This window comes from Streptomyces sp. NPDC005408 (genome assembly GCF_040606445.1).
In the GTDB taxonomy this organism is placed as follows: Bacteria; Actinomycetota; Actinomycetes; order Streptomycetales; family Streptomycetaceae; genus Streptomyces.
This window is the reverse complement of sequence record NZ_JBEXEX010000037.1, coordinates 21,838-46,645: the sequence shown is the minus strand read 5'-3', so window position 1 is coordinate 46,645 and position 24,808 is coordinate 21,838. Positions and strand designations below refer to the sequence as shown.

The 24,808-nt window shown below is 69.9% G+C and carries 26 protein-coding genes and 1 tRNA gene; 14 read left to right on the top strand and 13 right to left on the bottom strand.

The features are described 5' to 3' along the window. Positions 1–87: 87 nt before the first annotated feature. From ABZS64_RS28050 to ABZS64_RS28040, 3 genes are all read right to left on the bottom strand, one after another. Positions 88–888: a chaplin gene (locus ABZS64_RS28050; protein WP_355835348.1), complete on the bottom strand. Its 801-nt coding sequence runs from the start codon at positions 886–888 to the stop codon at positions 88–90. A gap of 140 nt (positions 889–1,028) precedes the next feature. Further along, complete coding sequence (gene chpH / locus ABZS64_RS28045) at positions 1,029–1,262, bottom strand: chaplin ChpH (RefSeq protein ID WP_355835345.1); 234 nt, start codon at positions 1,260–1,262, stop codon at positions 1,029–1,031. A gap of 164 nt (positions 1,263–1,426) precedes the next feature. Continuing rightward, a complete protein-coding gene (locus tag ABZS64_RS28040; protein WP_355835341.1) occupies positions 1,427–2,752 on the bottom strand; it encodes a M20/M25/M40 family metallo-hydrolase in 1,326 nt (441 codons plus the stop codon). A gap of 185 nt (positions 2,753–2,937) precedes the next feature. Here ABZS64_RS28040 and ABZS64_RS28035 point away from each other — a divergent pair. Both ABZS64_RS28035 and ABZS64_RS28030 read left to right on the top strand, forming a co-directional pair. Beyond that, positions 2,938–3,025, top strand: a tRNA-Leu gene (locus ABZS64_RS28035). 76 nt (positions 3,026–3,101) lie between these two features. After that, positions 3,102–4,049, top strand: a complete 948-nt coding sequence (locus ABZS64_RS28030; protein ID WP_355835338.1) for a pseudouridine synthase — start codon at positions 3,102–3,104, stop codon at positions 4,047–4,049. 73 nt (positions 4,050–4,122) lie between these two features. On the opposite strand, the gene ABZS64_RS28025 is transcribed toward ABZS64_RS28030, so the two are convergent. Together ABZS64_RS28025 and ABZS64_RS28020 are read right to left on the bottom strand one after the other, a co-directional pair. Further along, positions 4,123–5,583 (bottom strand): amino acid permease, encoded by a 1,461-nt coding sequence (locus ABZS64_RS28025; RefSeq protein WP_355835335.1) that lies wholly within the window; start codon positions 5,581–5,583, stop codon positions 4,123–4,125. Positions 5,584–5,807: 224 nt separating this feature from the next. Further along, positions 5,808–6,509 (bottom strand): FCD domain-containing protein, encoded by a 702-nt coding sequence (locus ABZS64_RS28020; protein ID WP_355835332.1) that lies wholly within the window; start codon positions 6,507–6,509, stop codon positions 5,808–5,810. 131 nt (positions 6,510–6,640) lie between these two features. On the opposite strand from ABZS64_RS28020, the gene ABZS64_RS28015 reads away from it, so the two are divergent. Beyond that, the gene (locus tag ABZS64_RS28015) at positions 6,641–7,150 is read left to right on the top strand and encodes a gluconokinase (RefSeq protein ID WP_355835330.1); all 510 of its coding nucleotides are present in this window, start codon (positions 6,641–6,643) and stop codon (positions 7,148–7,150) included. 12 nt (positions 7,151–7,162) lie between these two features. After that, entirely contained in the window at positions 7,163–8,560 is a 1,398-nt protein-coding gene (locus tag ABZS64_RS28010; protein WP_355835327.1) for a gluconate:H+ symporter, read from the top strand. Here the strand turns inward: ABZS64_RS28010 and ABZS64_RS28005 are convergent. Together ABZS64_RS28005 and ABZS64_RS28000 are read right to left on the bottom strand one after the other, a co-directional pair. After that, positions 8,546–9,271, bottom strand: a complete 726-nt coding sequence (locus tag ABZS64_RS28005; RefSeq protein ID WP_355835324.1) for a cytochrome b/b6 domain-containing protein — start codon at positions 9,269–9,271, stop codon at positions 8,546–8,548. The genes ABZS64_RS28010 and ABZS64_RS28005 overlap by 15 nt on opposite strands. Continuing rightward, on the bottom strand, positions 9,213–9,878 hold the full coding sequence (locus tag ABZS64_RS28000; protein ID WP_355835412.1) for a molybdopterin-dependent oxidoreductase: 666 nt from the start codon (positions 9,876–9,878) through the stop codon (positions 9,213–9,215). The genes ABZS64_RS28005 and ABZS64_RS28000 overlap by 59 nt, the downstream gene beginning before the upstream one ends. Positions 9,879–10,014: 136 nt before the next feature. Between ABZS64_RS28000 and ABZS64_RS27995 the strand changes: the two genes are divergently transcribed. Continuing rightward, on the top strand, positions 10,015–10,437 hold the full coding sequence (locus ABZS64_RS27995; protein WP_355835321.1) for an ASCH domain-containing protein: 423 nt from the start codon (positions 10,015–10,017) through the stop codon (positions 10,435–10,437). A gap of 109 nt (positions 10,438–10,546) precedes the next feature. On the opposite strand, the gene ABZS64_RS27990 is transcribed toward ABZS64_RS27995, so the two are convergent. After that, the gene (locus ABZS64_RS27990) at positions 10,547–12,202 is read right to left on the bottom strand and encodes an FAD-binding dehydrogenase (protein ID WP_355835318.1); all 1,656 of its coding nucleotides are present in this window, start codon (positions 12,200–12,202) and stop codon (positions 10,547–10,549) included. A 107-nt stretch (positions 12,203–12,309) separates the two neighbouring features. Between ABZS64_RS27990 and ABZS64_RS27985 the strand changes: the two genes are divergently transcribed. Genes ABZS64_RS27985 through ABZS64_RS27975 form a run of 3 tightly spaced genes read left to right on the top strand, consistent with a single transcriptional unit; the run spans position 12,310 to position 13,589 of the window. Further along, the gene (locus ABZS64_RS27985; RefSeq protein WP_355835315.1) at positions 12,310–12,819 is read left to right on the top strand and encodes an NUDIX domain-containing protein; all 510 of its coding nucleotides are present in this window, start codon (positions 12,310–12,312) and stop codon (positions 12,817–12,819) included. 45 nt (positions 12,820–12,864) lie between these two features. Continuing rightward, the gene (locus ABZS64_RS27980) at positions 12,865–13,263 is read left to right on the top strand and encodes a DUF202 domain-containing protein (protein WP_355835312.1); all 399 of its coding nucleotides are present in this window, start codon (positions 12,865–12,867) and stop codon (positions 13,261–13,263) included. Beyond that, complete coding sequence (locus ABZS64_RS27975; RefSeq protein WP_355835309.1) at positions 13,260–13,589, top strand: DUF202 domain-containing protein; 330 nt, start codon at positions 13,260–13,262, stop codon at positions 13,587–13,589. The genes ABZS64_RS27980 and ABZS64_RS27975 overlap by 4 nt, the downstream gene beginning before the upstream one ends. A 36-nt stretch (positions 13,590–13,625) precedes the next feature. On the opposite strand, the gene ABZS64_RS27970 is transcribed toward ABZS64_RS27975, so the two are convergent. Next, positions 13,626–14,561, bottom strand: a complete 936-nt coding sequence (locus ABZS64_RS27970) for an NADP-dependent oxidoreductase (protein WP_355835306.1) — start codon at positions 14,559–14,561, stop codon at positions 13,626–13,628. Next, on the bottom strand, positions 14,558–14,929 hold the full coding sequence (locus ABZS64_RS27965) for a hypothetical protein (protein WP_355835303.1): 372 nt from the start codon (positions 14,927–14,929) through the stop codon (positions 14,558–14,560). The genes ABZS64_RS27970 and ABZS64_RS27965 overlap by 4 nt, the downstream gene beginning before the upstream one ends. Positions 14,930–15,073: 144 nt before the next feature. Between ABZS64_RS27965 and ABZS64_RS27960 the strand changes: the two genes are divergently transcribed. From ABZS64_RS27960 to ABZS64_RS27945, 4 genes are all read left to right on the top strand, one after another. Continuing rightward, positions 15,074–15,370, top strand: a complete 297-nt coding sequence (locus tag ABZS64_RS27960) for a hypothetical protein (RefSeq protein ID WP_355835300.1) — start codon at positions 15,074–15,076, stop codon at positions 15,368–15,370. Positions 15,371–15,452: 82 nt separating this feature from the next. Continuing rightward, on the top strand, positions 15,453–16,367 hold the full coding sequence (locus ABZS64_RS27955) for an MBL fold metallo-hydrolase (protein WP_355835297.1): 915 nt from the start codon (positions 15,453–15,455) through the stop codon (positions 16,365–16,367). 166 nt (positions 16,368–16,533) lie between these two features. Continuing rightward, positions 16,534–17,556: a phosphotransferase family protein gene (locus tag ABZS64_RS27950; protein ID WP_355835294.1), complete on the top strand. Its 1,023-nt coding sequence runs from the start codon at positions 16,534–16,536 to the stop codon at positions 17,554–17,556. 6 nt (positions 17,557–17,562) lie between these two features. Next, on the top strand, positions 17,563–18,777 hold the full coding sequence (locus ABZS64_RS27945; RefSeq protein ID WP_355835291.1) for an acyl-CoA dehydrogenase family protein: 1,215 nt from the start codon (positions 17,563–17,565) through the stop codon (positions 18,775–18,777). 112 nt (positions 18,778–18,889) lie between these two features. On the opposite strand, the gene ABZS64_RS27940 is transcribed toward ABZS64_RS27945, so the two are convergent. From ABZS64_RS27940 to ABZS64_RS27930, 3 genes are read right to left on the bottom strand one after another with little or no spacing between them, the layout of a single operon-like run. Further along, entirely contained in the window at positions 18,890–19,483 is a 594-nt protein-coding gene (locus tag ABZS64_RS27940; protein WP_355835288.1) for a TetR/AcrR family transcriptional regulator, read from the bottom strand. Positions 19,484–19,516: 33 nt separating this feature from the next. Continuing rightward, positions 19,517–21,169: an AMP-binding protein gene (locus ABZS64_RS27935; RefSeq protein WP_355835285.1), complete on the bottom strand. Its 1,653-nt coding sequence runs from the start codon at positions 21,167–21,169 to the stop codon at positions 19,517–19,519. After that, positions 21,166–21,930, bottom strand: coding sequence for an SDR family oxidoreductase (locus ABZS64_RS27930; RefSeq protein WP_355835283.1), 765 nt, complete (start codon positions 21,928–21,930; stop codon positions 21,166–21,168). Before ABZS64_RS27930 ends, ABZS64_RS27935 begins: the two co-directional genes overlap by 4 nt. A 183-nt stretch (positions 21,931–22,113) precedes the next feature. Here ABZS64_RS27930 and ABZS64_RS27925 point away from each other — a divergent pair, with 183 nt between their 5' ends. Both ABZS64_RS27925 and ABZS64_RS27920 read left to right on the top strand, forming a co-directional pair. After that, positions 22,114–23,352: a DUF1343 domain-containing protein gene (locus ABZS64_RS27925; RefSeq protein WP_355835280.1), complete on the top strand. Its 1,239-nt coding sequence runs from the start codon at positions 22,114–22,116 to the stop codon at positions 23,350–23,352. A gap of 71 nt (positions 23,353–23,423) precedes the next feature. Continuing rightward, entirely contained in the window at positions 23,424–24,746 is a 1,323-nt protein-coding gene (locus ABZS64_RS27920; protein ID WP_355835277.1) for an erythromycin esterase family protein, read from the top strand. Positions 24,747–24,808 lie beyond the last annotated feature (62 nt).

Here is a 24,808-nt window from a genome sequence, read left to right as displayed (position 1 = left end):
GGAGCGGGCCCCTCGACCGCGGGACCCGCTCCGTTTCATGCGCATTCGTACAGCTTCGTACGGCCTTGCCGCGTGGTGATCGCGTGGTTACGCGGAGGCGCGGGCGCGGCGGAAGAGCACCGCTCCCGCCAGCAGCAAACCGGCACCGGCCGGGACCAGCATGCCGAGCGGACCGGAACCGGTCTGCGCGAGCTGCTCAGTGCCCTTGGGCGGTGTGACGGAATGTGCGCCAGGAGCGTTCGGCACGTGCGGCGTGCTGGGGTGACTGGGGTTCTTGGGCTCGTCCGGGTGGCCGGGGTTACCGGGCTCATCGGGGTGACCGGGCGGTGTGTGGCCCCCGCCGTTGTTGTCGCAGTCGTTGCCGAACGTGGGGTTGAGCAGGCCGCCGATGGTGATGGAGTTCCCGCAGGCGTTCACGGGGACGTCGACGGGGGCCTGGATGTTGTTCCCCGAGCCGACGCCCGGAGAGTCGCTGGTCCCCCCTCCGGCGTGGGCCCCACCGCCGGAGTCGGAGCCACCGCCGTACCCGCCGCCGTCGGAGTCGGAGCCACCGCCGTACCCGCCGCCGTCGGAGCCGGAGCCACCGCCGTACCCGCCGTCGTCGGAGCCGCCGCCGCCGTACCCGCCGTCGTCGGATTCGTTGCCGGAGACGTTGCTGCAGTGGTTGCCGAACGCCGGGTTGAGCAGCGCGACAACATTGATGGTGTTCCCGCACGCATTGACGGGAATGTGAACCGGAACCTGGACCGAATTTCCGGACGCGACGCCCGGCGAATTCGATGCGCCTCCGTGCGCCCCGGCATCTGCCTGGGCATAACCGCCGCCGAGGGCGAGTACCCCGCCCGCAGCTGCCACTGTGATCAGACCCTTGCGAGTGAACTGCCGCATAGGTGATTCCCTGCTTTCCGCTTCAGGAATTCCCGGACGTCGGGCCCGGGGCCGGAATGCCCGACGGCCCCGGAGTGCATGGCGCGCACTCCGGGACCGCCCGGGTTCAAACCCAAGCCCTTACGGGCCGAGTCGCAACGTCAGTGGTTGACGCAGTAGTTGCCGAAGGCGGGGTTCAGCAGCCCGATCACGGAGACCGTGTTGCCGCACACGTTCACCGGCACGTGGACGGGCACCTGCACGACGTTTCCGGAGAGCACGCCGGGAGAGTGCACAGCGGCACCCTGGGCACCCGCATCGGCCATGGCCATACCCGCACCCGCGAGCACCAGACCGCCAGTGGCAGCCGCAGCAGCGACGACCTTCTTGATCATTATTCCTCCTTGTTGGCAATGCGGTCCCAGCCGCGGACCGCACCACCTGTAACGAGGAGGAGGCAGGGGGGCTACGAGCCCATGCTTTCTTTCACTCTTTTCAGTCAAGTGCGCACGCACTGACGATTATTGGAGTTTCGTTTCAGCAGATTTGAGCCCGAGGGCTAGCACCGGTCCAGGAAGCGGTCGAGCACCCGCACACCGAACTTCAGACCGTCGACGGGCACTCGCTCGTCGACCCCGTGGAACATTCCCGCGAAGTCCAGCTCCGGCGGCAGCTTGAGCGGCGCGAAGCCGAAGCAGCGGATGCCCAGATCGTCGAACGACTTGGCGTCGGTGCCGCCGGAGAGCATGTACGGAACGGCCCGGGCGATGGGGTCCTCGGCCTTGAGCGCGACCTGCATCGCATCCACCAGATCTCCGTCGAAGCTGGTCTCCAGCGCCTTGTCGTCGTGCACGTCCTCCCGCTTGACCCGCGGGCCGAGCAGCCGGTCGAGGTCGGCCAGGAACTCCTCCTCGTACCCCGGCAGGAAGCGCCCGTCGACGTGGGCGGTGGCCTGCCCGGGGATGACGTTCACCTTGTAGCCCGCGCCCAGCATGGTGGGGGCGGCGGAGTTGCGCAGGGTCGCGCCGATCATCTTCGCGATGCCGCCGAGCTTGGCGAGCGTCGCGTCCATGTCCTCCGGGTCGAGCGGCGTGCCGAGAGCGTCGGAGAGCTCGTCCAGGAACGACCGTACGGTCTTGGTCATCCTGACCGGCCACTTGTGCCGCCCGAGCCGGCCGACGGCCTCGCACAGCTCGGTGATGGCGTTGTCGTTGTTGGTCATCGACCCGTGCCCCGCGGTGCCCTCGACGGTGAGGCGCATCCAGTGCATGCCCTTCTGCGCCGTCTCGACGAGATAGAGCCGCAGATTCTCGTTCACTGTGAAGGAGAAGCCGCCGACCTCACCGATGGCCTCGGTGACACCCTCGAAGAGGTCGGGGTGCTTGTCGACGAGATGCCGTGCGCCGTAAGTGCCGCCCGCCTCCTCGTCGGCGAGGAAGGCCAGCACGACGTCGCGCGGGGGCTTGCGGCCGCTGCGCAGCCTGTCCCGTACGACCGCGAGGGTCATCGCGTCCATGTCCTTCATGTCGACCGCGCCCCGGCCCCAGACGCAGTCGTCGGCGATCTCGCCGGAGAAGGGGTGGTGGGTCCAGTCGTCCGCGTTCGCCGGTACGACGTCGAGGTGACCGTGGATGAGCAGCGCGGGCCTCGACGGGTCCTCGCCCTCGATGCGGGCGACCGTGGAGGCCCGCCCCTTGTGGGACTCGATGATCTTCGGATCGAGTCCGACCTCGGCGAGCTTCTCCGCGACGTACTCCGCGGCGCCCCGCTCCCCCGGCCCCGAATGGTCGCCGTAGTTGCTGGTGTCGATGCGGATCAGCTCACGACAGAGGTCCACGACCTCGTCCTCGCCCGAGACGGTACGGGCCGTGTTCGACTCGCTCACGCTGATTCCTCCCACTGTCGCTGCTGGTGGTTCCCCCTCATCCTGCCGCGAGCGGGCCCGGACCCCAAGGGCGGCTGTCCGCCGTCATGCGCCCGTCACAAGGACTGGGGCGTGATCGGGCACGTCCGAATGTTTGCTATGGTTTTCCACGTCGGAACGGCCCAGGGCCGCGAGACAGACACCTTGTCCGGGTGGCGGAATGGCAGACGCGCTAGCTTGAGGTGCTAGTGCCCTTTATCGGGCGTGGGGGTTCAAGTCCCCCCTCGGACACCACCAAGATCCCCACGGATTCCCGTGGGGATCTTCTCGTTCCGCCGGTCCGCAAGGCGGTGCGCATACAGTCACGTCGGTGAGACGCAGACACAAGGCCCCGCCCGCGCCGCTCCCCCAGCGCGACGGGATCGATCCGGTGCGGCTGCGGCTGCCCGCCGATCCGGACGGTGCGTGGAGGACGGTGTACGACCATCTCCTCGCGCGGTACGCCGATGCCATCGGGGCGGACAAGGTCGATGCCCTGTTCCGGGAGGGGCGCATCGTCTCCACGGACGGTCCGGTCGCCGCGGACGAGCCGTACACCGCCGGGCGGTATCTCTGGTTCCACCGGGATTTCGCACCCGAGGAGCGCGTGCCCTTCGAGGTCGGGATCGTCCACCGCGACGAGCGTCTGGTGATCGCCGACAAGCCGCACTTCCTCGCCACCACCCCGCGCGGCCGGCACATCACCGAGACGGCGCTGGCCCGGCTGCGCCGCGATCTTGAACTGCCCGAGCTGCAGCCCGCGCACCGGCTCGACCGGCTGACGGCGGGGCTCGCGCTCTTCGTCGTACGGCCCGGGGACCGGGGGTCGTACCAGACGCTGTTCCGGGACCGGCTGGTGCGCAAGGAGTACGAGGCGGTGGCGCCGTACGACCCGGCTGTCGTCCTGCCCGCGACCGTACGCAGCCGGATCGTGAAGGAGCGCGGGGTGATGGCGGCTCGCGAGGAGCCGGGCGAGCCGAACAGCGAGAGCCGGATCGAACTGCTTGAGCACCGGGGCGGGCTCGGCCGGTACCGGCTGCTGCCGGCCACCGGCCGCACCCATCAGCTGCGGGTCCATATGAACAGCCTCGGGCTGCCGCTCCTGAACGACCCGGTCTATCCGCTCGTCCGGGAGCCGGGGCCCGACGACTACTCCCGGCCGCTGCAACTCCTCGCGAAGGTGCTGGAGTTCACCGATCCGGTGACGGGAGAGCCGTGCCGCTTCGAGAGCCGCCTGCGGCTGACCCGATGGCCCGGCCGCCCCGCGGAGCGACCGTAACCATCGGTTGAGCAACCCTCGCGGCGAGCAACCCAACTCCGCTAGAGCGGCTCTGGTTGGGCGCAAAGGGGCGTCAGGCGTCCTGGCGCTGTGCCGCGATGGCGTTCACGCGGCCGCGGACGACGAACCAGCCGCCGACCAGCGCCGCCGCGATCAGCGGCAGGAACATCACCGTCGTACGGCCCACACCGCCGCCCCACCACATCAGGAAGACCACGCCGGCGAGGAAGAACAGCGTGACGATCTGGGTGTACGGGGCCCAGGGCAGCCGGTAGGAGGGGCGGGTGACCCGGCCGTCCTGCGCACGGTGCCAGAACAGCAGCGAGCAGAGCATGATCATGCCCCAGGTGCCGAGAATGCCGATCGAGGCGAAGTTCAGGACGATCTCGAAGGCCCGGCCGGGCATCTTGTAGTTGAGCGCGACGCCGAGGACACCGAAGCCCGCGGTCAGCAGGATGCCGCCGTAGGGAACCTGGCCCTTGTTCATCCGGCCGGTGAACTTGGGCGCGGAGCCCGACAGCGCCATCGAGCGCAGGATGCGGCCGGTGGAGTACAGGCCGGAGTTCAGGCTGGACAGGGCGGCGGTCAGCACGACGAGGTTCATCACGCCGGCCGCGCCCGGGACGCCGAGCTTGTCCATGACGGTGACGAACGGGCTCTGGTCGCCGGAGTACGCCGTGTACGGGAGGAGCAGTGCGAGCAGCACCACCGAGCCGACGTAGAACAGACCCACGCGCCACATGATCGAGTTGATCGCCTTGGGCATGATCTTCTCGGGGGACTCGGTCTCGCCCGCTGCCACGCCGCACAGCTCGACGGAGGCGTACGCGAAGACGACGCCCTGGATCACCAGCAGCATCGGCAGCATGCCCATCGGGAAGATGCCGCCGTTGTCGGTGATGGTGGAGAAGCCGGGGGTGTGGCCGTCGATCGGGTGCTGGGTGACCACCAGGAAGATGCCGACCAGCATGAAGGCGACGAGCGCGGCGACCTTGATGATCGCGAACCAGAACTCCATCTCGCCGAAGTACTTCACCGAGATGAGGTTGGCGGTGAGGACGACCGCGAGGGCGATCAACGCGAGTATCCACTGCGGGATGTCGCTGAACATGGCCCAGAAGTGGACGTAGGTGGCGGCCGCGGTGATGTCGGCGATCGCGGTGGTCGACCAGTTGAGGAAGTAGAGCCAGCCGGCCGCGAAGGCGCCCTTCTCGCCCATGAACTCACGGGCGTACGAGACGAAGGCACCGGAGGACGGGCGGTAGAGGACCAGTTCGCCGAGCGCGCGGACGACGAAGAAGGCGAAGACACCGCAGACCGCGTAGGCGATGGCGAGGGACGGGCCCGCGCCCGCCATCCGGCCGCCCGCTCCGAGGAACAGGCCGGTGCCTATCGCTCCGCCGATCGCGATCATGTTGATGTGGCGGGACTTGAGGTCCTTGCTGTAGCCGGCGTCGCCTGCGTCGACGTGCGGGGCGCTCTTCGCCGGAGCCCCGGCGGCGAGCGTTTCGGCCGCGGTGGTGCGGTCACTCATGGAGGGGTTCGCCTTCGTGAGGGGAGGATGGGCGGTCCCGGCCGTGGCCGGTGGGGGGGTTGTCACCGTGCCATGGCCCGACGGCACATAATCAAGGCAACCCTGCGATTCTGGCAGTGGCCAAGGTCACGCAGGAATAGATCTGAGGTGTTTCAGAGGTTACGGCGCAGTAAACCAAGGTCATTGAGGGACGCGCCAATCGGGGACCGCGCCCCGCCGGAGGCTCAGGGAGCCAGCACGTCCAGCTCGGCGAGCGCCCCGACAGCGATCTGGCGGGTGATCTCCTCGGCCCGCGCGGCATCGCCCTCACGGACCGCCTCGGCCACCTGGACATGCAGGGTCACGGCCGCCGGATCGGGGTCGTCGAACATCACCTGGTGATGCGTACGCCCCGCGAGCACCTCGGCCACCACATCGCCGAGCCGCGCGAACATCTCATTGCCGGAGGCGTTCAGCACGACGCGGTGGAAGGCGATGTCGTGCTCCAGATAGCGCTCCAGCTGGTGGCCGCGTGAGGTGGCGACCATGCCGAGCGCGCACTCGGTGAGTTCGGCGCACTGCTCGGGGGTGGCGTTGCGGGCGGCCAGACCGGCCGCGACCGGCTCGATCGCGGAGCGCAGAACGGTGAGGGAGCGCAGCTGGCGCGGGCGGTCGGCCCCGGCGAGACGCCAGCGGATGACCCGCGGGTCATAGACGTTCCACTCCTCGGTGGGGCGCACGGTCACACCGACACGGCGCCGGGACTGCACGAGGTGCATCGACTCGAGGACGCGGACCACTTCGCGGACGACGGTGCGCGAGACGTCGAAGCGCTGCGCCACTTCGTCGGTGCGCAGAACGCTGCCCTGGGGGTATTCGCCCGCGGTGATCGCGAGGCCGAGGGTGTCCAGTACATGCGTATGAAGCCCCTGGCCTTCGGTGGTCATGGGGCAAGCGTACGGGGCACGGTTCGGGAACAAAAAGTATGACGTTTGGGTCTCGACCTCTTGAATACGTCGTACCTAATGGGTTTCAGTAGCGCGACGGACCGATGTCGACGAAGACAGCGAGGCACGTAATGAGCACCCCCCACGTCGTCGTGGTGATGGGCGTGGCAGGCACCGGCAAGACCACGATCGGTCCCCTGCTCGCCGCCGCACTGGGCGTCCCGTACGCCGAGGGCGACGATTTCCATCCCCCGGCGAACATCGCCAAGATGTCGGCCGGGACTCCCCTGGACGATGCGGACCGGTGGCCCTGGCTCGATGCGATCGGGACCTGGGCGCACGACCGGGCGGGGCTCGGCGGAGTCGTCTCCAGCTCCGCACTCAAGCGGAGCTACCGGGACCGGCTGCGGGCAGCCGCACCGGACGCCGTCTTCCTCCACCTCACCGGCGACCGCGAGCTCATCGAGCAGCGGATGTCGGAGCGCAAGGGCCACTTCATGCCCGCGGCGCTGCTGGATTCGCAGTTCGCCACGCTGCAGCCGCTGGGGGACGACGAGGCGGGCGTCTCCGTCGATGTGTCCGGCACCCCCGAAGAAATCACCGAACGGGCCGTCGCCGTGCTGCGCCGGCTCGAGAACTGAGGAATCGCCACCGTGACCAGTCTCAGCGTCGAGACGCTGGCAGCGGACGCCACCGAAACGATCACTTCGGCCGGCAACGCACAGCTTGGCATCGCCGTACTCGCGGGCATCGCCGTCATCGTCCTGCTCATCACCAAGTTCAAGGTGCACGCCTTTCTGGCGCTGACCATCGGCTCGCTCGCGCTCGGCGCGTTCGCCGGGGCGCCCCTGGACAAGGCCATCACCAGCTTCACCATCGGACTCGGCAACACGGTCGCCGGTGTGGGGGTGCTGATCGCGCTCGGTGCGATCCTCGGCAAGCTGCTCGCCGACTCCGGCGGCGCCGACCAGATAGTCGACACGATCCTCGCCAAGGCCGGCGGGCGCGCCATGCCCTGGGCGATGGTGCTGATCGCGTCGGTGATCGGGCTGCCGCTCTTCTTCGAGGTCGGCATCGTGCTGCTGATCCCGGTGGTGCTGCTCGTCGCCAAGCGCGGCAACTACTCGCTGATGCGGATCGGTATCCCGGCGCTCGCCGGTCTTTCCGTGATGCACGGTCTGATTCCGCCGCACCCCGGCCCGCTGGTGGCGATCGACGCCATCGGCGCCAACCTCGGTGTCACGCTGGCGCTCGGTGTGCTGGTCGCCATCCCGACCGTGATCATCGCGGGTCCGGTCTTCTCCCGGTACGCAGCCCGCTGGGTGGACATCCAGGCTCCCGAGCGGATGATCCCTGCGCGCCCCTCCGAGGACCTGGAGCGCCGTCCCGGCTTCGGCGCGACCGTCGCCACCGTGCTGCTGCCGGTCGTCCTGATGCTGGTCAAGGCGCTGGTGGACATCGTCGTCGACGACAAGGAGAACGGCGTCCAGCGCGTCACGGACGTCATCGGCTCGCCGTTGATCGCGCTGCTCGCCGCCGTGATCGTCGGAATGTTCACGCTGGGCCGCGCCGCAGGGTTCACCAAGGAGCGCATCTCGTCGACCGTCGAGAAGTCGCTCGCCCCGATCGCGGGCATCCTGCTGATCGTCGGCGCGGGCGGCGGCTTCAAGCAGACGCTGATCGACGTCGGCGTGGGCCAGATGATCCTGGACTTCTCCGAGGACTGGTCGATCCCGGCGCTGCTGCTGGCCTGGCTGATCGCGGTGGCCATCCGGCTCGCGACCGGCTCGGCGACGGTGGCGACGATCTCGGCCGCCGGTTTGGTCGCGCCGCTGGCCGCCGACATGTCGACCGCCCACGCCTCTCTGCTGGTGCTGGCGATCGGCGCGGGCTCGCTCTTCTTCAGCCATGTGAACGATGCCGGATTCTGGCTGGTGAAGGAGTACTTCGGGATGAGCGTCGGCCAGACGATCAAGACCTGGTCGGTGATGGAGACCATCATCTCCGTGAGCGGGATCGGCTTCGTGCTCCTGCTGTCACTCGTCCTCTAGCCGTCCTCCGGCTTTGCTCCGACTCCCCTTCGGCCGGTCATCCTTCGGCTGATCGTCGTTCAGCCACAGCGGGTGCTCCCGCTTCGCCCACGGGCGCTCGACCGACCCGGTACGCATACCCCTCCGTGCCTCCGGGTCGGCGAGCGCCATTCCGATGTGTCCGGCCAGCACGATGCCGACGGCCAGCGACAGCCAGTCGTGCACGAAGGTGGCGCTCGTACGCCACACCAGCGGCGTCAGATGCGTGAACCACATCAGCAGCCCGGTCGCCAGCATCACCAGCACCGCGCCCGCGATCCACGCCGCGTACACCTTCTGACCGGCGTTGAACTTGCCCGCCGGACGGGATGAGGGCCTGCGGTCACGGCGCCTGGCTGCACGCAGCCACTTCCTGTCGTGCGGTCCGAATCGGTTCAGCCTGCGCAGATCGGCCCTGAATGCCGGCGAGGCAAGACCGAGCAGGAAGGGGGCGGGGAGCAGGATCCCGGACCACTCGTGGACGGTGACCACAAGATAGCGGCGGCCCACGAGTTCGGCGATCTGCGGTACGTACAGGGCGGCCGCGGTCACCACGCACAGCAGCATCAGCGCGGCGGTCGTGCGGTGCACCCAGCGCTCGGCGCGGCTGAACCTGCGTACGCGCGGGGGCCGTTCAGACGGTGGGGGTGTCGCTGCGGCCGTTGGACCGGCCGACCCAGGCGTCGACGTCATAGCCCCGCTCCTCCCAGTAGCCGGGCCGGACGCCGGAGGTGACGGTGATCCCGGAGAGCCACTTCGCCGACTTGTAGAAGTACATCGGCGCGACATACAGGCGGACCGGGCCGCCGTGGGAGTGGCTGACCGGCTTGTCCTGCATCTGCAGGCAGACCAGCACATCGTCCCGGCGGGCCTGCGGGAGGGTGAGGCTCTCGCTGTATGTGCCGTCGAAGCAGTTGAAACGGATCGCCCTGGCCTCCGGGCGTACACCCGCGGCGTCCAGCAGGAGCGACAGCTTGACGCCCGAGAAGGGGGTGTCGGGGACCCGCCATCCGGTGACGCACTGGACGTCGCGTACGACCCGGGTCTGCGGAAGCTTGCGCAGCGCGGCAAGTGTGTACGTCGCCGGGCGGTCGACCAGGCCGTCGACGGTCAGCCGGTAGTTCTGCTCGTTCCTGTGCGGTACGGAGGAGGCGACCGAGTAGTAGCGGAAGCCGCCGCCGTTGGGCAGCAGTCCGGTCAGGCCGGTCGGGTCCTTGTCCGAGGCCGCGCCCAGGAAGGACTCGAGCCCTCGCTGAAGATACGGCGCCGCGGCGAGTCCGGCCGCGCCGAGGCCGAGCATGCCGAGCACCAAGCGGCGCCCGACGGGTGCGCCCTCGGCGTCGGGGTGGTGTGTGGTCACCCTTCGATTCGAACACTCGGGGACGGCAGAAGCCAGGGAATACGGCCGAGCGTCAGACTTCCGTCACACTCGGCGCATGGAGAAGCGTGAATCCCTGAAACCGTATCTGCTGGCTTATCCGGGGCCGCTGCGCGACCGGCTGGTCGCCGCCGTGCTCTCCGGCGAGAAGATCTCGACGACGGGGCTCCTCGCGGAGTACGAGGCCGAGAAGGAGGAGCTGCCCCCGGTCGGCGACCGGTCGGCCCTGATCGACTCGGCCGGCCGCGAGGTGGCGGTGCTGGAGCTGACGGAGGTCAGGGTGCTGCCGCTCGGCGAGGTCGATATGCAGCATGTGCTGGACGAGGGGGAGGGATACGGCTCGGTGGCGGAGTGGCGGGCGGGGCACGAGGCGTTCTGGCAGGGGGAGGAGATGCGGGAGGCGCTGGGTGATCCTCTGTTCACGGTGAACGACGGGACGGTCGTCGTCGCGGAGCGGTTCCGTGTGGTGGAGCGGCGGTAGGTGGGTCGGGGTACGCGGTTCGCGCTCGTCCTCAACGCCGGACGGGCTGAAATTCAGCCCCGCCGGCGTTTGAGGCGCGGGGTCTGGGGCGGAGCCCCAGGTGACCCTCCTACCCCACCGCCCGCCCCGCCGCGCGGCCCGCCGCTCGGCCCGAGAAGATGCAGCCGCCGAGGAACGTCCCCTCCAGCGAGCGGTACCCGTGCACACCACCGCCGCCGAAGCCCGCCGCCTCCCCCGCCGCGTACAGACCCGCCAGCGGCTCGCCGTCCTCGCCGAGGACCCGCGAGGACAGGTCCGTCTCCAGGCCGCCGAGCGACTTGCGGGTGAGGATGTTCAGGCGCACCGCGATGAGCGGACCGGCCTTCGGGTCGAGGACGCGGTGCGGCGCGGCGGTGCGGATCAGCTTGTCGCCCAGGTACTTGCGGGCTCCTCGGATCGCCGTGACCTGGAGGTCCTTGGTGAAGGGGTTCGTGATCTCCCGGTCCCGCGCGGTGATTTCGCGCCGCAGCTCGGCCTCGTCGATCAGCGGCTCCTTGGTGAGCGCGTTCATGCCCCGTACGAGAGCGGTGAGGTCGTTCTCGACGACGAAGTCGACGCCGTTGTCCATGAAGGCCTTCACCGGCCCCGGCACATCCGCCCTCGCGCGCCCGATCACATCGCGGATCGACTTCCCCGTCAGATCGGGGTTCTGCTCGGAGCCCGACAGGGCGAACTCCTTGCCGATGATCTTCTGGTCGAGCACGAACCAGGTGTAGCTGTCACCGGACTTCATGATGTGTTCGAGCGTGCCGAGCGTGTCGAAGCCGGGGAAGAGCGGTACGGGCAGCCGCTTGCCGCGCGCGTCCAGCCAGAGCGAGGAGGGTCCTGGCAGGATCCGGATGCCGTGCTTGGCCCAGATCGGGTTCCAGTTCTCGATGCCCTCGGTGTAGTGCCACATCCGGTCGCGGTTGATGTGGCTCGCGCCTGCGCGCTCCGCGATGCCGAGCATGAGCCCGTCGACATGGGCGGGGACGCCGGAGAGCATCTTCTCGGGCGGGATGCCGAGCCGCTCGGGCCACTGCGCGCGTACGAGATCGTGGTTGCCGCCGATGCCGCCGGAGGTGACGATCACCGCCTGGGCCCGGAACTCGAAGGCCCCGGCGACTTCACGGCTGCTGGCGGTGCCGCGCTCGGCGTCCGAGGGCTCGAGGACTTCCCCGCTGACGGTGTCCAGCGCCCCGGCGCTGCCGCTCAGCCCGGTGACCCGGTGGCGGAACTTCAGCTGGACGAGGCCACGGGCGACGCCTTCTCTGACGCGCCGCTCGAAGGGGGCGACGACTCCGGGGCCCGTTCCCCAGGTGATGTGGAAGCGGGGTACGGAGTTGCCGTGGCCGGTGGCGTCGTAGCCGCCGCGTTCGGCCCAGCCCACGACCGGGAAGAACCGCATCCCCTGGGCGTGCAGCCAGGCCCGCTTCTCGCCGGACGCGAAGTCGACGTACGCCTCCGCCCATTGGCGCGGCCAACGGTCCTCTTCGCGGTCGAAGCCCGCCGTGCCGAACCAGTCCTGGAGCGCCAGTGCCGGGCTGTCCTTGATGCGCATCCGGCGCTGTTCGGGCGAGTCGACGAAGAAGAGCCCGCCGAAGGACCAGTGCGCCTGACCGCCGATCGACTGTTCCGGCTCCTGGTCGAGCAGGATGACCTTGCGCCCGGCGTCGACGAGCTCCGCTGTGGCCACCAGGCCCGCGAGGCCTGCCCCGATCACGATCACATCAGCGTCGTACGCCATGGGTTCCATCCTTGTCGGGGGCCGGAGTGCGATGGCTCTGATCTTCGGTACGCGGCAGTAACTCGTCAACCATTAGGCCCGTGATTGGCCGGTGGTTGGATGGGGACATGAATCCGGCAGACGAAATCCTGGACATCGTCGACGAGAACGATGAGGTGATCGGCCAGGCCCGGCGCGGTGAGGCGTACGCGCGAGGCATGCGCCACCGCGCCGTCTTCATCCTGGCCAGGGACGCGCAGGACCGGATCTTCGTCCACCGCCGGACGCCGACGAAGCTGGTCTTCCCTTCCCTGTACGACATGTTCGTCGGCGGTGTCGTCGGCGCGGGCGAGAGCTACGACGAGGCGGCGCTGCGCGAGGCCGAGGAGGAGCTCGGGGTGTCCGGACTCCCCCTGCCCGCACCCCTGTTCAAGTTCCTCTACGAGAGCGGCGATCAGACGTGGTGGTCGGCCGTGTACGAGGTCCGCTGCGAGCTGCCGGTGAGCCCGCAGGCCGAAGAGGTTGCCTGGCACGCCTTCCTGCCCGAGGCGGAGCTGGAGCAGCGGCTCGGGGAGTGGGAGTGGGTGCCGGACGGTCTCGCGGCGTACGAACGGCTGCGGGCGAACCGCGCGGGCTGAGTCGCGCCCCGGGTTGGCGACAACGGCGCAGGTAGGGTGCGACGCGTGAGCGATTTCGGACGGGGTCTGCGGCTGTGGTTCGCGCCCGAGCGGGTGCGGGAGGAGGGCGAGACTCCCGACTACCGGTTCTCGCTCGCCAATGAGCGGACCTTTCTCGCCTGGCTCCGGACGGCGCTGGCCCTCATCGGCGGGGGCTTCGCCGTCGATCAGTTTCTGCCTGACCTGGCCAGGTGGGTGCGGGCCGGGATGGCGCTCGGGCTGCTGGCCGCGGGGGTGTTGTGTGCGCTGCGGGCCGTGAATCACTGGGTGCGCTGTGAGCGGGCGATGCGGCGGGGCGAGGATCTGCCGGTTTCGAGGTTCCCGACGGTTCTGAGCCTGGTGGTCGCCGTTGTCGCGGTGGTGATGGTGATCGTCGTGCTGTTCGGGTGGGAGGGCGGGCGTTGACCGCCGGGTCCGGGCGGGATCCGGAGCGGGATCCGGGGCTGCAGCCGGAGCGGACCCGGCTGGCGTGGCGCAGGACCACGCTGGCGTTCAGCGTGGCGGCAGTGCTGGCGGCGCGGCAGGTGGCGGGCGGCGATCTGAACGCGGCCGGGCTGGTCGCGGCGGCGCTCAGCGCGCTGGTGTGGCTGGGTTTTCTGCGGGTGGCCCATCTGCGGGTGCGCGCGCTGGGGGCGGGGCCGAGGCCCACGGCGCTGTCGGACCGGGCGGCGCTGGCGGCGGTGGCGTGCACGATCGCGCTGGCCGGGTTCGCCGTGGCGATGGTCGTCTGACGTGGACACTCCGTCCCTGTCGGCGGTCCTCCGAGGTCAGGCCTCCCATTCGACCGTGACGACGATCTTGCCGCGGGTACGTCCCTCGGCGTTCAGCGCATGCGCCTCGGCCGTCTTCTCCAGCGGGAAGCTCCGGTCCACATGGACGGAGACCACGCCCTGCTCAGCGAGTTCCCCCAGCGCGGCCAGGTCCGCCGCGTCGGGCCGCACCCACCAGTAGTGGCCGCCGAGACTCAGGACTTCGCGGTCCGCGATCGAGGCGATCCTGCCCTCGGGCCTGAGCACCTCGGCCGAGACTCTGAGCGCGTCCCCACCGACCGTGTCGAAGGCCGCGTCGACGCCGTCGGGGGCGAGCGCGCGCAACCGGTCGGCGAGCCCTTCCCCGTACTCCACCGGCTCGGCGCCGAGCTCGCGGACATGGTCGTGGTTGCGTTCGCTCGCCGTACCGATCACGCGTGCCCCCGCGTGCTTGGCGAGCTGCACGGCGATCGACCCGACTCCGCCCGCGGCCGCGTGCACCAGGACCGTCTCCCCGCTGCGTACCTCCAGCGCCCGGTGCAGCACCTGGTACGCGGTGAGCCCTGCCAGCGGCAGCCCCGCGGCCTGCTCGAAGCTCAGATTCCGGGGCTTGAGGGCGAGCGTACGGACGGGGGCCGCGACGTATTCGGCGAAGGTGCCGCGGCAGAGGAAGTCCTCGCGTACGTAACCCATCACCTCGTCGCCGACTGCGAACTCCGTTACGGCGATGCCCGGTTGGACGACCACACCCGAGACGTCCCAGCCCGGGACCACCGGGAAGACCGCGTCGAAGAGGGGTTCGACGTAGCCCTCGCGAGCCTTCCAGTCGACCGGATTGACGGCCGCCGCACGCACCTTGATCAGGACGGAGTCCGGTCCGACCGTGGGCTCGGGCCGCTCCCCGTACTCAAGGACCTCGGGACCGCCGTAGCGGCTGTAGCTGATCGCCTTCATGATCCGACCCTCGGCCGAGGCCGCCGCTTGCGCAAGCCGGACCGCAGCGCCAGGGCGAGGCGCCGCTGCTCACGACCGGCGAAGCCCGGCTCGCGTGCCATCAGCCGGACCAGTTCCTCGCGCACGGGGCGGCTGCGGCCCTCTTCGACGAGGGCCCGGGCGACGGCGAGCGCCTCGCCGAGGTCCTTGTGGTGGACGGGCCGTGCAGCCTCCTCGTTTGCGGTGAGTTCGCCGATGAACCACCGGCCGGGGCGGATGTCTTCCGTTCCGTCGAGCAGTGCGCCGAGCCGGTCGGGGCGCGCTCCCGCGTGCGAGGAAAGCGTCCAGCGGAAGGGCCGGGGCGGCGGCTGCGGGTCGGCGTCGGTCATAGCCAGTCAGTTCAGCACCGGGCCGGGCACGCGGTCACCCGAATTTCCCGGGCGCGGCGCGCCGACGGGACCGGGACCGGGGCGGCGTCGAGGGCTAGCCTGAAGCGTGACAGAAGGCAGCAAATCACACCAAAGGTGAGCGTTATGACCGTCCTCCACCACGAGCACCCCGCGCACGAGCACGTCCACGGTCCGGCCTGCGGACATGCCGAAGTCCCGCACGGCGATCACGTCGACTACGCACACGACGGCCACCTGCACCGTTCGCACTCCGGGCACTGGGACGAGTGCGAGCCGGGCGAGCATCTCTCGCACAGCGGCCACGCGCACGACCACGGTCCCGGCTGCGGCCACCCGGCCGTGGAGCACGGTGACCATGTCGACTACGTCCACGACGGACACCGGCACGCCATGCACGACGGGCACTGGGACGACCACTGAAAGCACCCCCTGCCTTCCCTCGCGCCGGGGTCGACTGGCAGGCTCCTGGTGACCTGTTCGGCCTTGACTCGGGGGAGTTCACTTGTCCGCCACGGATCCGTACACCGTCCAGCTCGCGCCGGGAGTGCACGCCTACGTCCAGCCGGACGGCGGCTGGTGCCTGAACAACGCGGGGTTCGTCAGCGACGGGGAGTCGACGCTTCTCGTCGACACCGCCGCCACCGAGCGGCGCGCACGGGCGCTTCGTGAGGCGCTCGTCGCCACGGGGGCCCCGCTTCCGCGCACCCTCGTCAATACGCATCACCACGGCGATCACACCTACGGCAACGGGGTCTTCCTGCCCGGGGCCGTGGTCATCGGCCACGACTCCTGCCGCAGCGAGCAGCTCGCGGCCGGCCATCAGCTCCATCTCCTGTGGCCGCAGACCGACTTCGGCGACATCTCGATCACCGCCCCGACCGTGACGTACAACGACCGGCTCACGGTCCATGTCGGGGAAATCGAGGTGCGCCTCATCCACCCCGGCGGCGTCGCGCACACCCTCGGGGACACGATCGTGCATCTGCCGCAGCAGGGCGTGGTCTTCACCGGGGACCTGATCTTCCAGGGCGGTACGCCCTTCATCCCGGTGGGCTCACTGAGCGGTTCGCTGCGGGCGCTGGACGTGCTGCGCTCACTGGATGCGACGACCGTGGTGCCGGGCCACGGCCCGGTCACGGACCCGTCCGCGTACGACGCGACGGAGCGCTATCTGCGCTACGTGGCCGAGCTGGCCCAGCAGGGGCACTCCAAGGGGCTCACCCCGCTGGGGACGGCCCGCCAGGCGGATCTCGGGGTCTTCGCCGAGCTGCGGGAGAGCGAGCGGCTGGTGGCGAATCTGCACCGGGCGTACGCAGAGCTGGACGGGCAGCCGGAGGGCTCGCCCCTGGATGCCGCCGCCGTTTTCGGTGACATGGCGGCGATGAATGGCGGCGTTCCCGTGGCCTGCCACGCCTGAACCGTCCGGCGGCACTCGTCCGCCGTTCTCATATCTGACCGACGCGTATGGATCGGGCCTGGAATCTGTGATCCAGGCCCCGGTTCGGCACACGCACTGGACTACATACCGACTGGTCGGTCATCATGAGCGGGACCCGCCCTACCGCCCCTCGGAGGTGCCACCAATGAGCTCAGTCCCCCCGCCAGGCCTCGATCCCGAGCAGTTGCGCGGTTACCTCGACCGCGAGCGTCCGGGTCTGGTGAGCGGACCGCTCAGCGTCCGGCTGATCCAGGGCGGCCGCTCCAACCTCACGTACTCCGTCACGGACGGCACCGGCCGCTGGGTCGTCCGCCGCCCCCCGCTCGGGCACGTACTGGCCACCGCGCACGACATGAAGCGCGAACACCGGGTGATCAGCGCGCTGCACCCGACCGCCGTGCCGGTGCCGAAGCCGGTGCTGCTGTGCGAGGACGAGTCGGTGATCGGATCGCCGTTCTACGTCATGGAATTCGTGGACGGCACTCCGTACCGCACGGCCGAGGAACTGGCCCCGCTCGGCCCCGAGCGCACCAGGGACACTGTCTTCGGCCTGGTCGACACGCTCGTCGAACTGCACGCCGTGGACCCGGAGTCGGTGGGTCTGGGGGACTTCGGCCGGCCCGAGGGATTCCTCGACCGGCAGCTGCGGCGCTGGGGCAAGCAGCTGGACGCCTCCCGCAACCGCGAACTGGCCGGCATCGACGAGCTGCACGCCGCCCTCGGCCGCTCGCTGCCCGACTCCCCCGCGCCGACCGTCATCCACGGCGACTACCGCCTGGACAACGTCCTGGTGGGCAAGGACGACCGGATCAAGGCGGTGCTCGACTGGGAGATGTCGACGCTGGGCGATCCGCTGACCGACCTCGGGCTGCTGGTGATGTACAGCGCCAAGCTGGACCTGCCGGACTCCGTCATCAGCACCACCGCGGGCGCGGCGGGCCACCCGGACGCGGCCGAGCTGATCGAGCGGTACGCCGCCCGCTCGGGCCGCGACACCTCCGCCATCTCCTGGTACACGGCCTTCGCCTGGTTCAAGCTCGCCGTGATCCTCGAGGGCATCCACTACCGCTACACCCTCGGCCAGACCGTCGGCGCCGGCTTCGACCGGATCGGCGATCTCGTGCCCCTTTTCATCGAGCACGGCCTCACCACCCTCCAGGAAGGCTGAGTACACATGGACTTCGCATTCGACGCGCGTACCGAGGAGCTGCGGGCCAAGCTGCTCGCCTTCATGGACGAGCACGTCTACCCGGCAGAGGCGATCGAGCACCAGCAGCGCGCAGAGCTGGACTCGCCGTGGGACACCCCGGCGATCATGGAGGAGCTCAAGGCCGAGGCGCGCAGGCAGGGCCTGTGGAATCTCTTCCTCCCCGACGCGGAGCACGGCGCCGGACTGACCAATCTGCAGTACGCGCCGCTCGCCGAGATCACCGGCCGTAGCCCGCATCTGGCCCCCACCGCGCTGAACTGTGCCGCTCCCGACACCGGGAACATGGAGGTGCTCGCGCAGTTCGCCACCGACGAGCAGAAGAAGCAGTGGCTCGAGCCGCTGCTCGACGCGGAGATCCGGTCGGCCTTCGCGATGACCGAGCCCGAGGTCGCCTCCTCGGACGCGACGAACATCCAGACGCGGATCGACCGCGACGGCGACGACTACGTCATCAACGGCCGTAAGTGGTACATCTCCGGGGCGATGAACCCCGACTGCAAGATCTTCATCGTGATGGGCAAGACCGACCCGGACGGCGCGGACATCCGCCGCCAGCAGTCGATGATCCTGGTGCCGCGGGACACTCCGGGCCTCGAGGTCCGGCGCGCCATGCAGGTGTACGGCTACGAGGACCACTCCCACGGCGGCCACGCCGAGGTCGTCTTCACCGACGCGCGGGTGCCCGCGTCGAACCTGATCGGCGAGGAGGGCGGCGGCTTCGCCATCGCCCAGGCACGCCTCGGCCCGGGCCGTATCCACCACTGCATGCGGCTGATCGGCATGGCCGAGCGGGCGATCGAGCTGATGTGCAGGCGGGCCGTGTCCCGTGAGGCCTTCGGCAAGGCGATCGCCCAGCAGGGCGTCGTACAGAACTGGATCGCCGACGCGCGCGTCACGGTCGAGCAGCTGCGGCTGCTGGTGCTGAAGACGGCGTGGCTGATGGACACGGTCGGCAACCGCGGGGCGCACACCGAGATCCAGGCGATCAAGATCGCAACGCCGAGGGCGGTCGTGGACATCCTCGACAAGGCGGTGCAGGTGCACGGCGCGGGTGGGGTCAGCCAGGACTTCCCGCTGGCGGAGCTGTGGGCGGGGGCGCGGACGCTGAAGCTGGCGGACGGTCCGGACGAGGTTCACCAGCGGTCGCTGGCGCGGCGCGAGTTGAAGAAGTACCTGTAGGTCTTCCCCGGGGCTGGATGTGCGGCCGGGCCGCACATCCAGCCCGTCCGGCGTTTGAGGACATGCGACCGAAGGTCGCGCAAGGGGTCCCGGGGCGGAGCCCCCGCTCGTGCTACGGCCGCAGCGCCCGCAGCAGCATGTCCGCCAAGTGGTCCGCCACCTGCTGCGGCGTCAGGGGGCCGTCCGGGCGGTACCACGTCGACAGGTGGTGGACCGAGCCGAAGTGGTAGTCCACCACCAGGTCCGCGGGCGTGGCCGAGGAGAACACACCGCTCTGCTGGCCCTCCTCGACCAGCGCGCGGAACCGCTCGTGGTAGCGGCGGCGCTCGGCGCGTACCTGCTTGTGCTTCTCGGGGCTCAGATGGTGCATGGAGCGGAAGAAGATCGCCGCGTCGTCGAGATTGTCGATCGTCGTCACCACGACATCCGCGGCCGCGCCGCGCAGGCGGGTCTCCACCGGCTCGTCCGCGTCGGCGAAGGCGTCCAGCCGCTCCTGCTGGGTCCGCAGCATCCGCGCGTAGACCTCCTGGAGCAGGTCTTCCTTGGAGCCGAAGTAGTGGTAGAGCGCTCCCTTGGTGACGCCAGCCGCCTCGACGATCTCCTGGACCGAGGTGCGGTCGTAGCCGCGTTCGGCGAAGAGCCGGGTGGCGGCGGCCAGCAGCCTCTGCGGCACGGGGGTGCCGTCCCCGTCCGTCGTCCTGGCCATTGCCGCCACCCGCCTTCCACTCAGTGTCTTGATTTACCCGGGGAAACGCAGTTCCCGCCTGAGGATCTTCCCACTTGTCGTCTTCGGGAGCTCCGGCAGGATCTCTACTTCGCGTGGGTACTTGTACGCGGCGAGCCGCTCCGCGCAGTACGAGGAGATTTCTGCCGGTTCCGCGCTCGCTCCCGGGCGCAGACTGACGTATGCCTTGACGGTCTCTCCGCGGTAGTCGTCGGGTATGCCGACGACGGCCGCCTCGCGCACCGCAGGGTGGGTGTAGAGGACGTCCTCGACCTCGCGCGGCCAGACCTTGAAGCCCGAGGCGTTGATCATGTCCTTCTTGCGGTCGACGACATAGAGCCAGCCCTCGGCGTCCATGAAGCCGATGTCGCCTGTGCGCAGTTCGCCGTCCGGGAACGCCTCGGCCGTGGCGTCGGGCAGCCGCCAGTAGCCGGGCACGACCTGGGGGCCGCTCACCGCGATCTCGCCCGGCTCGCCCAGCGGCACGTCCTGGCCCTTCTCGTCGACGATCCGCACGATCGTGTCGGGTCCGGGCACGCCGACGGAGAGGGTGCCGGAGGCCGGGTCGACGGGGGCCTCCTTCTCGGGCGGTACGGAGGCGCAGGGGGCGGTGCACTCGGTGAGGCCGTAGCCGTTGCTGAGGTAGGGGCCGAAGCCCGTACGGAACTTCTCGACCAGCGCGGGCGGCACCGGGGCGCCGCCGGAGGAGATCACCCGGAAGGATTCGAAGTGCTCGGGAGTGGCGTCGGGGTGCGCGGCCAGCGCCATGAACGCCGTGGAGGGGCCGACGGTGTACGCGGGGCGGTGCTCGGCAAAGGCGTCGAGGACGACGCCCGGCTCGAAGCGGAAGGCGAGGGCGAGGGTGCCCGCGTTGGCGATGCAGGCGGCGAGCTCGCAGACCATGCCGGTGATGTGGAAGAGAGGCGCGAGCGCGAAGTAGCACGAGCCCTCGGGCACGGGGTGGCCGGTGCGCTGGCGCTCGGCGTTGTAGACGATGCCGCCGTGCAGGTTCATGGCCCCCTTGGGGGTGCCGCTGGTGCCCGAGGTGTAGCTGATCAACGCCACGTCGGCGGGGGTGAGTTCGCGGCCCTCGGGCGCGCTGAGGCCCTGCCGGGCGACGGCCAGAAGATCGTGCGTGTCCTCGGGGGCGGGCTGCCGCTCGAAGCCCAGGACGCGGGCGTCGTTGCGGCTCTGCAGGTCCAGTTCGCAGGCGGTGAGGGCGAGGCGTACGGGCGATTGGCCGGCGCTGTCGCGCAGGTACGACTCCCACGCGCGGTCCGAGCAGATCAGGACGGTGACCTCGGCGTCGCTCAGGACGTGCGCGACCTCGGCCGACTTGTACATCGGGTTGAGCGGGACGACGGTGGCCCCGGCCTTCCAGGCGCCGAGCAGCGCGATCACGAAGTGCGGGGTGTTCTGCAGCATGATCGCCACGCGGTCGCCGCGCCCGACTCCGCGGGAGCCGAGATGGCCGGCGACCGAGTCGGAGAGCTCGTCGGTCTCGCGGTAGCTCAGGCGGCCGTCGAAGTAGGCGAGTGCGGTGTGCTCGGGGGCACGGGCCACGGCGGCGCGGAAGGAGTGCACGACGCTCGCGGGAGGGGTGATCGGGCCTCGCTGGGCGTCGGTGAGCTGGGCGAGCCAGGGCTTGGCCGCGTAGACAGAGGTCACCGCTTCGCTCCTTCCCACTTCTGCTGGATGTGGTTCATGCCGGTCAGCCAGCGCTCGGGCGTGGCGGCGCGGGCCTGGTAGAACTCGGCGACCTCGGGGTGCGGCAGGATCAGGAAGCGGTCTGCCTCGATGCCGTCGAACAGCGCGTCGGCGACGTCCTCGGGCTCGATCGCGGTCGGGGCGAGCACGAGTTCGCCCGCCGAGCCGGCCGCGGTGAGCATGTCCGTACGCACACCCTGCGGGCAGATGGCATGGACCTTCAGGCCGCGGTGGGCGTAGGTGAGCTGGAGCCACTCGGCGAAGGCGTACGCGCCGTGCTTGGTGACGCTGTACGGGGCCGCGCCCACCATGGTGAGCAGGCCCGCGGCGGAGACGGTGGAGACGAAGCGGCCGCTGCCGCGCTCCAGCCAGTCGGGCAGCAGGGTGCGGGCCGCGCGGACGTGCGCCATGACATTGACGTCCCACGCGCTGGCCCACACGTTCTCGTCGGCGAAGGCATCGCCGGGCGAGGCGAGTCCGGCGTTGGCGCAGTAGACGTCGACGGTGCCGTCCAGGGCGTCGCGGGCCTCTTCCACGATCTCGGAGGCGTCGCCGGGGACCGCGGTCGCGCCGATCTCGTCGGCGACGGCCTTGGTCCTGGCCGGGTCGATGTCGTTGACGACGACGCGGGCGCCCTCCGCCGCGAACCGGCGGGCCAGCGCGGCGCCGATGCCGCCGCCCGCGCCCGTAACCACAACCCCAGCGCCCTGCACCGTACTCATCGAGCTCCGCCTCTCCGCGTGCCGTCCCGTCCGGGCAGACTAACCAGTCGGTATGTCACGAGGGAAGGGGGCGTGAGGCCGCAGGTGTCCGGGAGCGAACCGCGCCGTCGCAATCGTTCCGCACGCCCGCCGTGCACGCTAGCGTGCGTGGCCATGACAGACAGCGATCACGGAGGTATCCCGATGAGCCTGTCCAGACGGGGTCTGCTGGCCGCCGGTGGCGCGGTGGGCGCGCTGGCCACGGCCTCTTCGCCCGCGGCCGCCCACGGAGGCCGCGGGCGGGTCCGCACCGGTTTCGACCGGCTGGCCGCCGACGGCTACGCGTCCCTGGCCGGACAGCGGGTCGGCGTGGTCACCAACCCGACCGGGATCACGCAGGACGTGCGGCACATCGTGGATGTCATGCACGCCGACGAGCGGGTGAATCTGACCGCCGTCTTCGGCCCCGAGCACGGCTTCCGCGGCACGGCCCAGGCGGGCGGCTCCGAGGGCCGCTACGACGACCCGGCGACCGGGCTGCCCGTCTACGACACGTACACCAAGAGCGGGCAGGCGCTCGCCGACATCTTCACCGCGTCCGGCGTGGAGACGATAGTCTTCGACATCCAGGACGCCGGCGCCCGCTTCTACACGTACATCTGGACGCTCTACGACTGCATGCAGGCAGCAGCGCTCGCCGGCAAACGCTTCGTGGTCCTGGACCGGCCCAACCCGGTGACCGGCCGGGCCGCACTGGGGCCCGTACTGGACAAGGCCTTCGCGACCTTCGTGGGCCGTGAGCCGATCGCGCAGGCGCACGGCATGACGGTCACCGAGCTGGCGCTGCTGTTCAACGGCGAGTTCCTGACCCGTCCGGTGGAGCTGGAGACGGTGCGGATGGCGGGCTGGCGCCGCTCGGACTTCTTCGACGAGACAGGCCTGCCCTGGGTCCCGCCGAGCCCGAACATGCCGACGCCCGAGACCGCGCTGGTCTACTCGGGCACCTGTCTCTTCGAGGGCACCAATCTGTCGGAGGGCCGCGGTACGACGCGTCCTTTCGAGCTGCTGGGCGCGGAAGGCGTCGACCGCGCCTGGGCGGCGGCCGCGAATGCCCTGGGACTGCCGGGTGTCCGTTTCCGTGAGGCGTACTTCGCGCCGACGTTCTCCAAGTTCCAGGGCAAGACGATCGGCGGGGTCCAGCTGCACGTCCACGACAGTAAGTCGTACGACCCAGTGCGCACCGGTATCGGCCTGCTGGTGACGGCGAAGCGGGTGTGGAGCGGCTTCGCGTGGCGGCCCGACAACTGGATCGACAAGCTGACGGGCTCGGCGAGGGTGCGGACGATGATCGACGCGGGGGCGGAGGCGGACGAGGTGGTGGCGGCGTGGCAGGGCGAGCTGGCCGCGTTCAGGTCCCTGCGGAAGAAGTACCTGCGGTACTGAGGCAAGCCCCACCCGGGACAGGGGGGTTGACCGGTTGGTCCCGCCTCGTACCGGACCGACACGCTTGATCCATGTACTCGAAGGCACGTCAACGGTTACTGCAGGCGCTGCTGCTCGTGCCGGTTCTCGGCTCGCTGGTCGCCGTCGGGCCCGCTCGGGCGCGGCCGCAGTCATCACACCAAGACCCTGTCCACGCCATCGCGCGGGCCGCCCAGCCGCTGTCCGATCTGCGGCCGCTGGAGCGGATGATCGGCACGGCGAAGAACCTGGGCATGGGCGAGGCCACCCACAACTCCGCCGAGTTCTTCACCACCAAGCACCGGGTCTTCCGGGATCTGGTGGAGCGCAAGGGCTTCACCACCTACGCCCTGGAAGCCAACTGGAGCTCGGGACTGCGCCTCAACGACTATGTGCTGCACGGCAAGGGGGATCCCCGGCGCATCATGCGCGAGGAGTTCCAGAACTCGTATCTCTTGTGGAACACCCGCGAGTATCTGGATCTGATCCGCTGGATGCGGGAGCACAACCTCCGCCATCCGCACCATCCCGTGCAGTTCATGGGCAACGACCTGGGCTACGCGGGGCCGCAGCTCTTCGACACGGTGACGGACTACGTGGCCGAGCAGTATCCGCGGCTGCTGCCGGAGTTCACCCGGCTCTACCGGGCCTCGCGTCCGACGGCGGGCGTGGACGCCACGATGAAGGCGTACTTGGCCAAGCCGCTCGCCGAACGGCGGGCGATGGCCAAGGACGTCCAGCAGGCGCTGGCGCTGCTGGAGCGGCAGCGTCCGCCGGCCGGCCGCGAGGAGCACGCCTGGGTGCTCCAGCACGCCCGGGCCATCGCACAGACCGGTACGGAGTACGCGTACGACCTCTTCGACCCGGACCAGAGCGACGACGCGATGCGCTACCGGGACCGGGCCATGGCCGAGAACACGGTGTGGTGGCAGCGGCAGACCGGACAGCGCATCCTGCTCTCCGCGCACAACGGGCATGTGGGGTACGAGTCGAGCAATCCCGCGCAGTACCCCAAGCTCCAGGGCGCGTTCATCCGGGACATGATCGGGAACGACTACGTCAGCGCCGGATTCACCTTCGGGCAGGGGACGTTCAACGCGCTCGACCTGAACGATCCGGCCGAGCCGATCCGTACGTTCCGGGTCGGGCCGCCCGAGCCCGGCGGCAACGAAGAGATCCTCGAGAAGGCGTCGCGCCGTGACTACTACCTCGACATGCGCACGGCTCCGCCCGTCGCGCGGGATTGGCTGAATGTGGTCCGCCAGACGCGGAACATCGGCAACGCGTGGCCGGTAGGGACCGAGCCGGTGCGGCTCGGCGCGACCTACGACGTACTGATCCATCTCCACCTGGTCCGCGCCGCCGACCGTCTCTGACCGACCGCCTCCGACCGACGGGGACCAGCACCGATCGAGCATCGGTCGCAGGTATGGCCGTT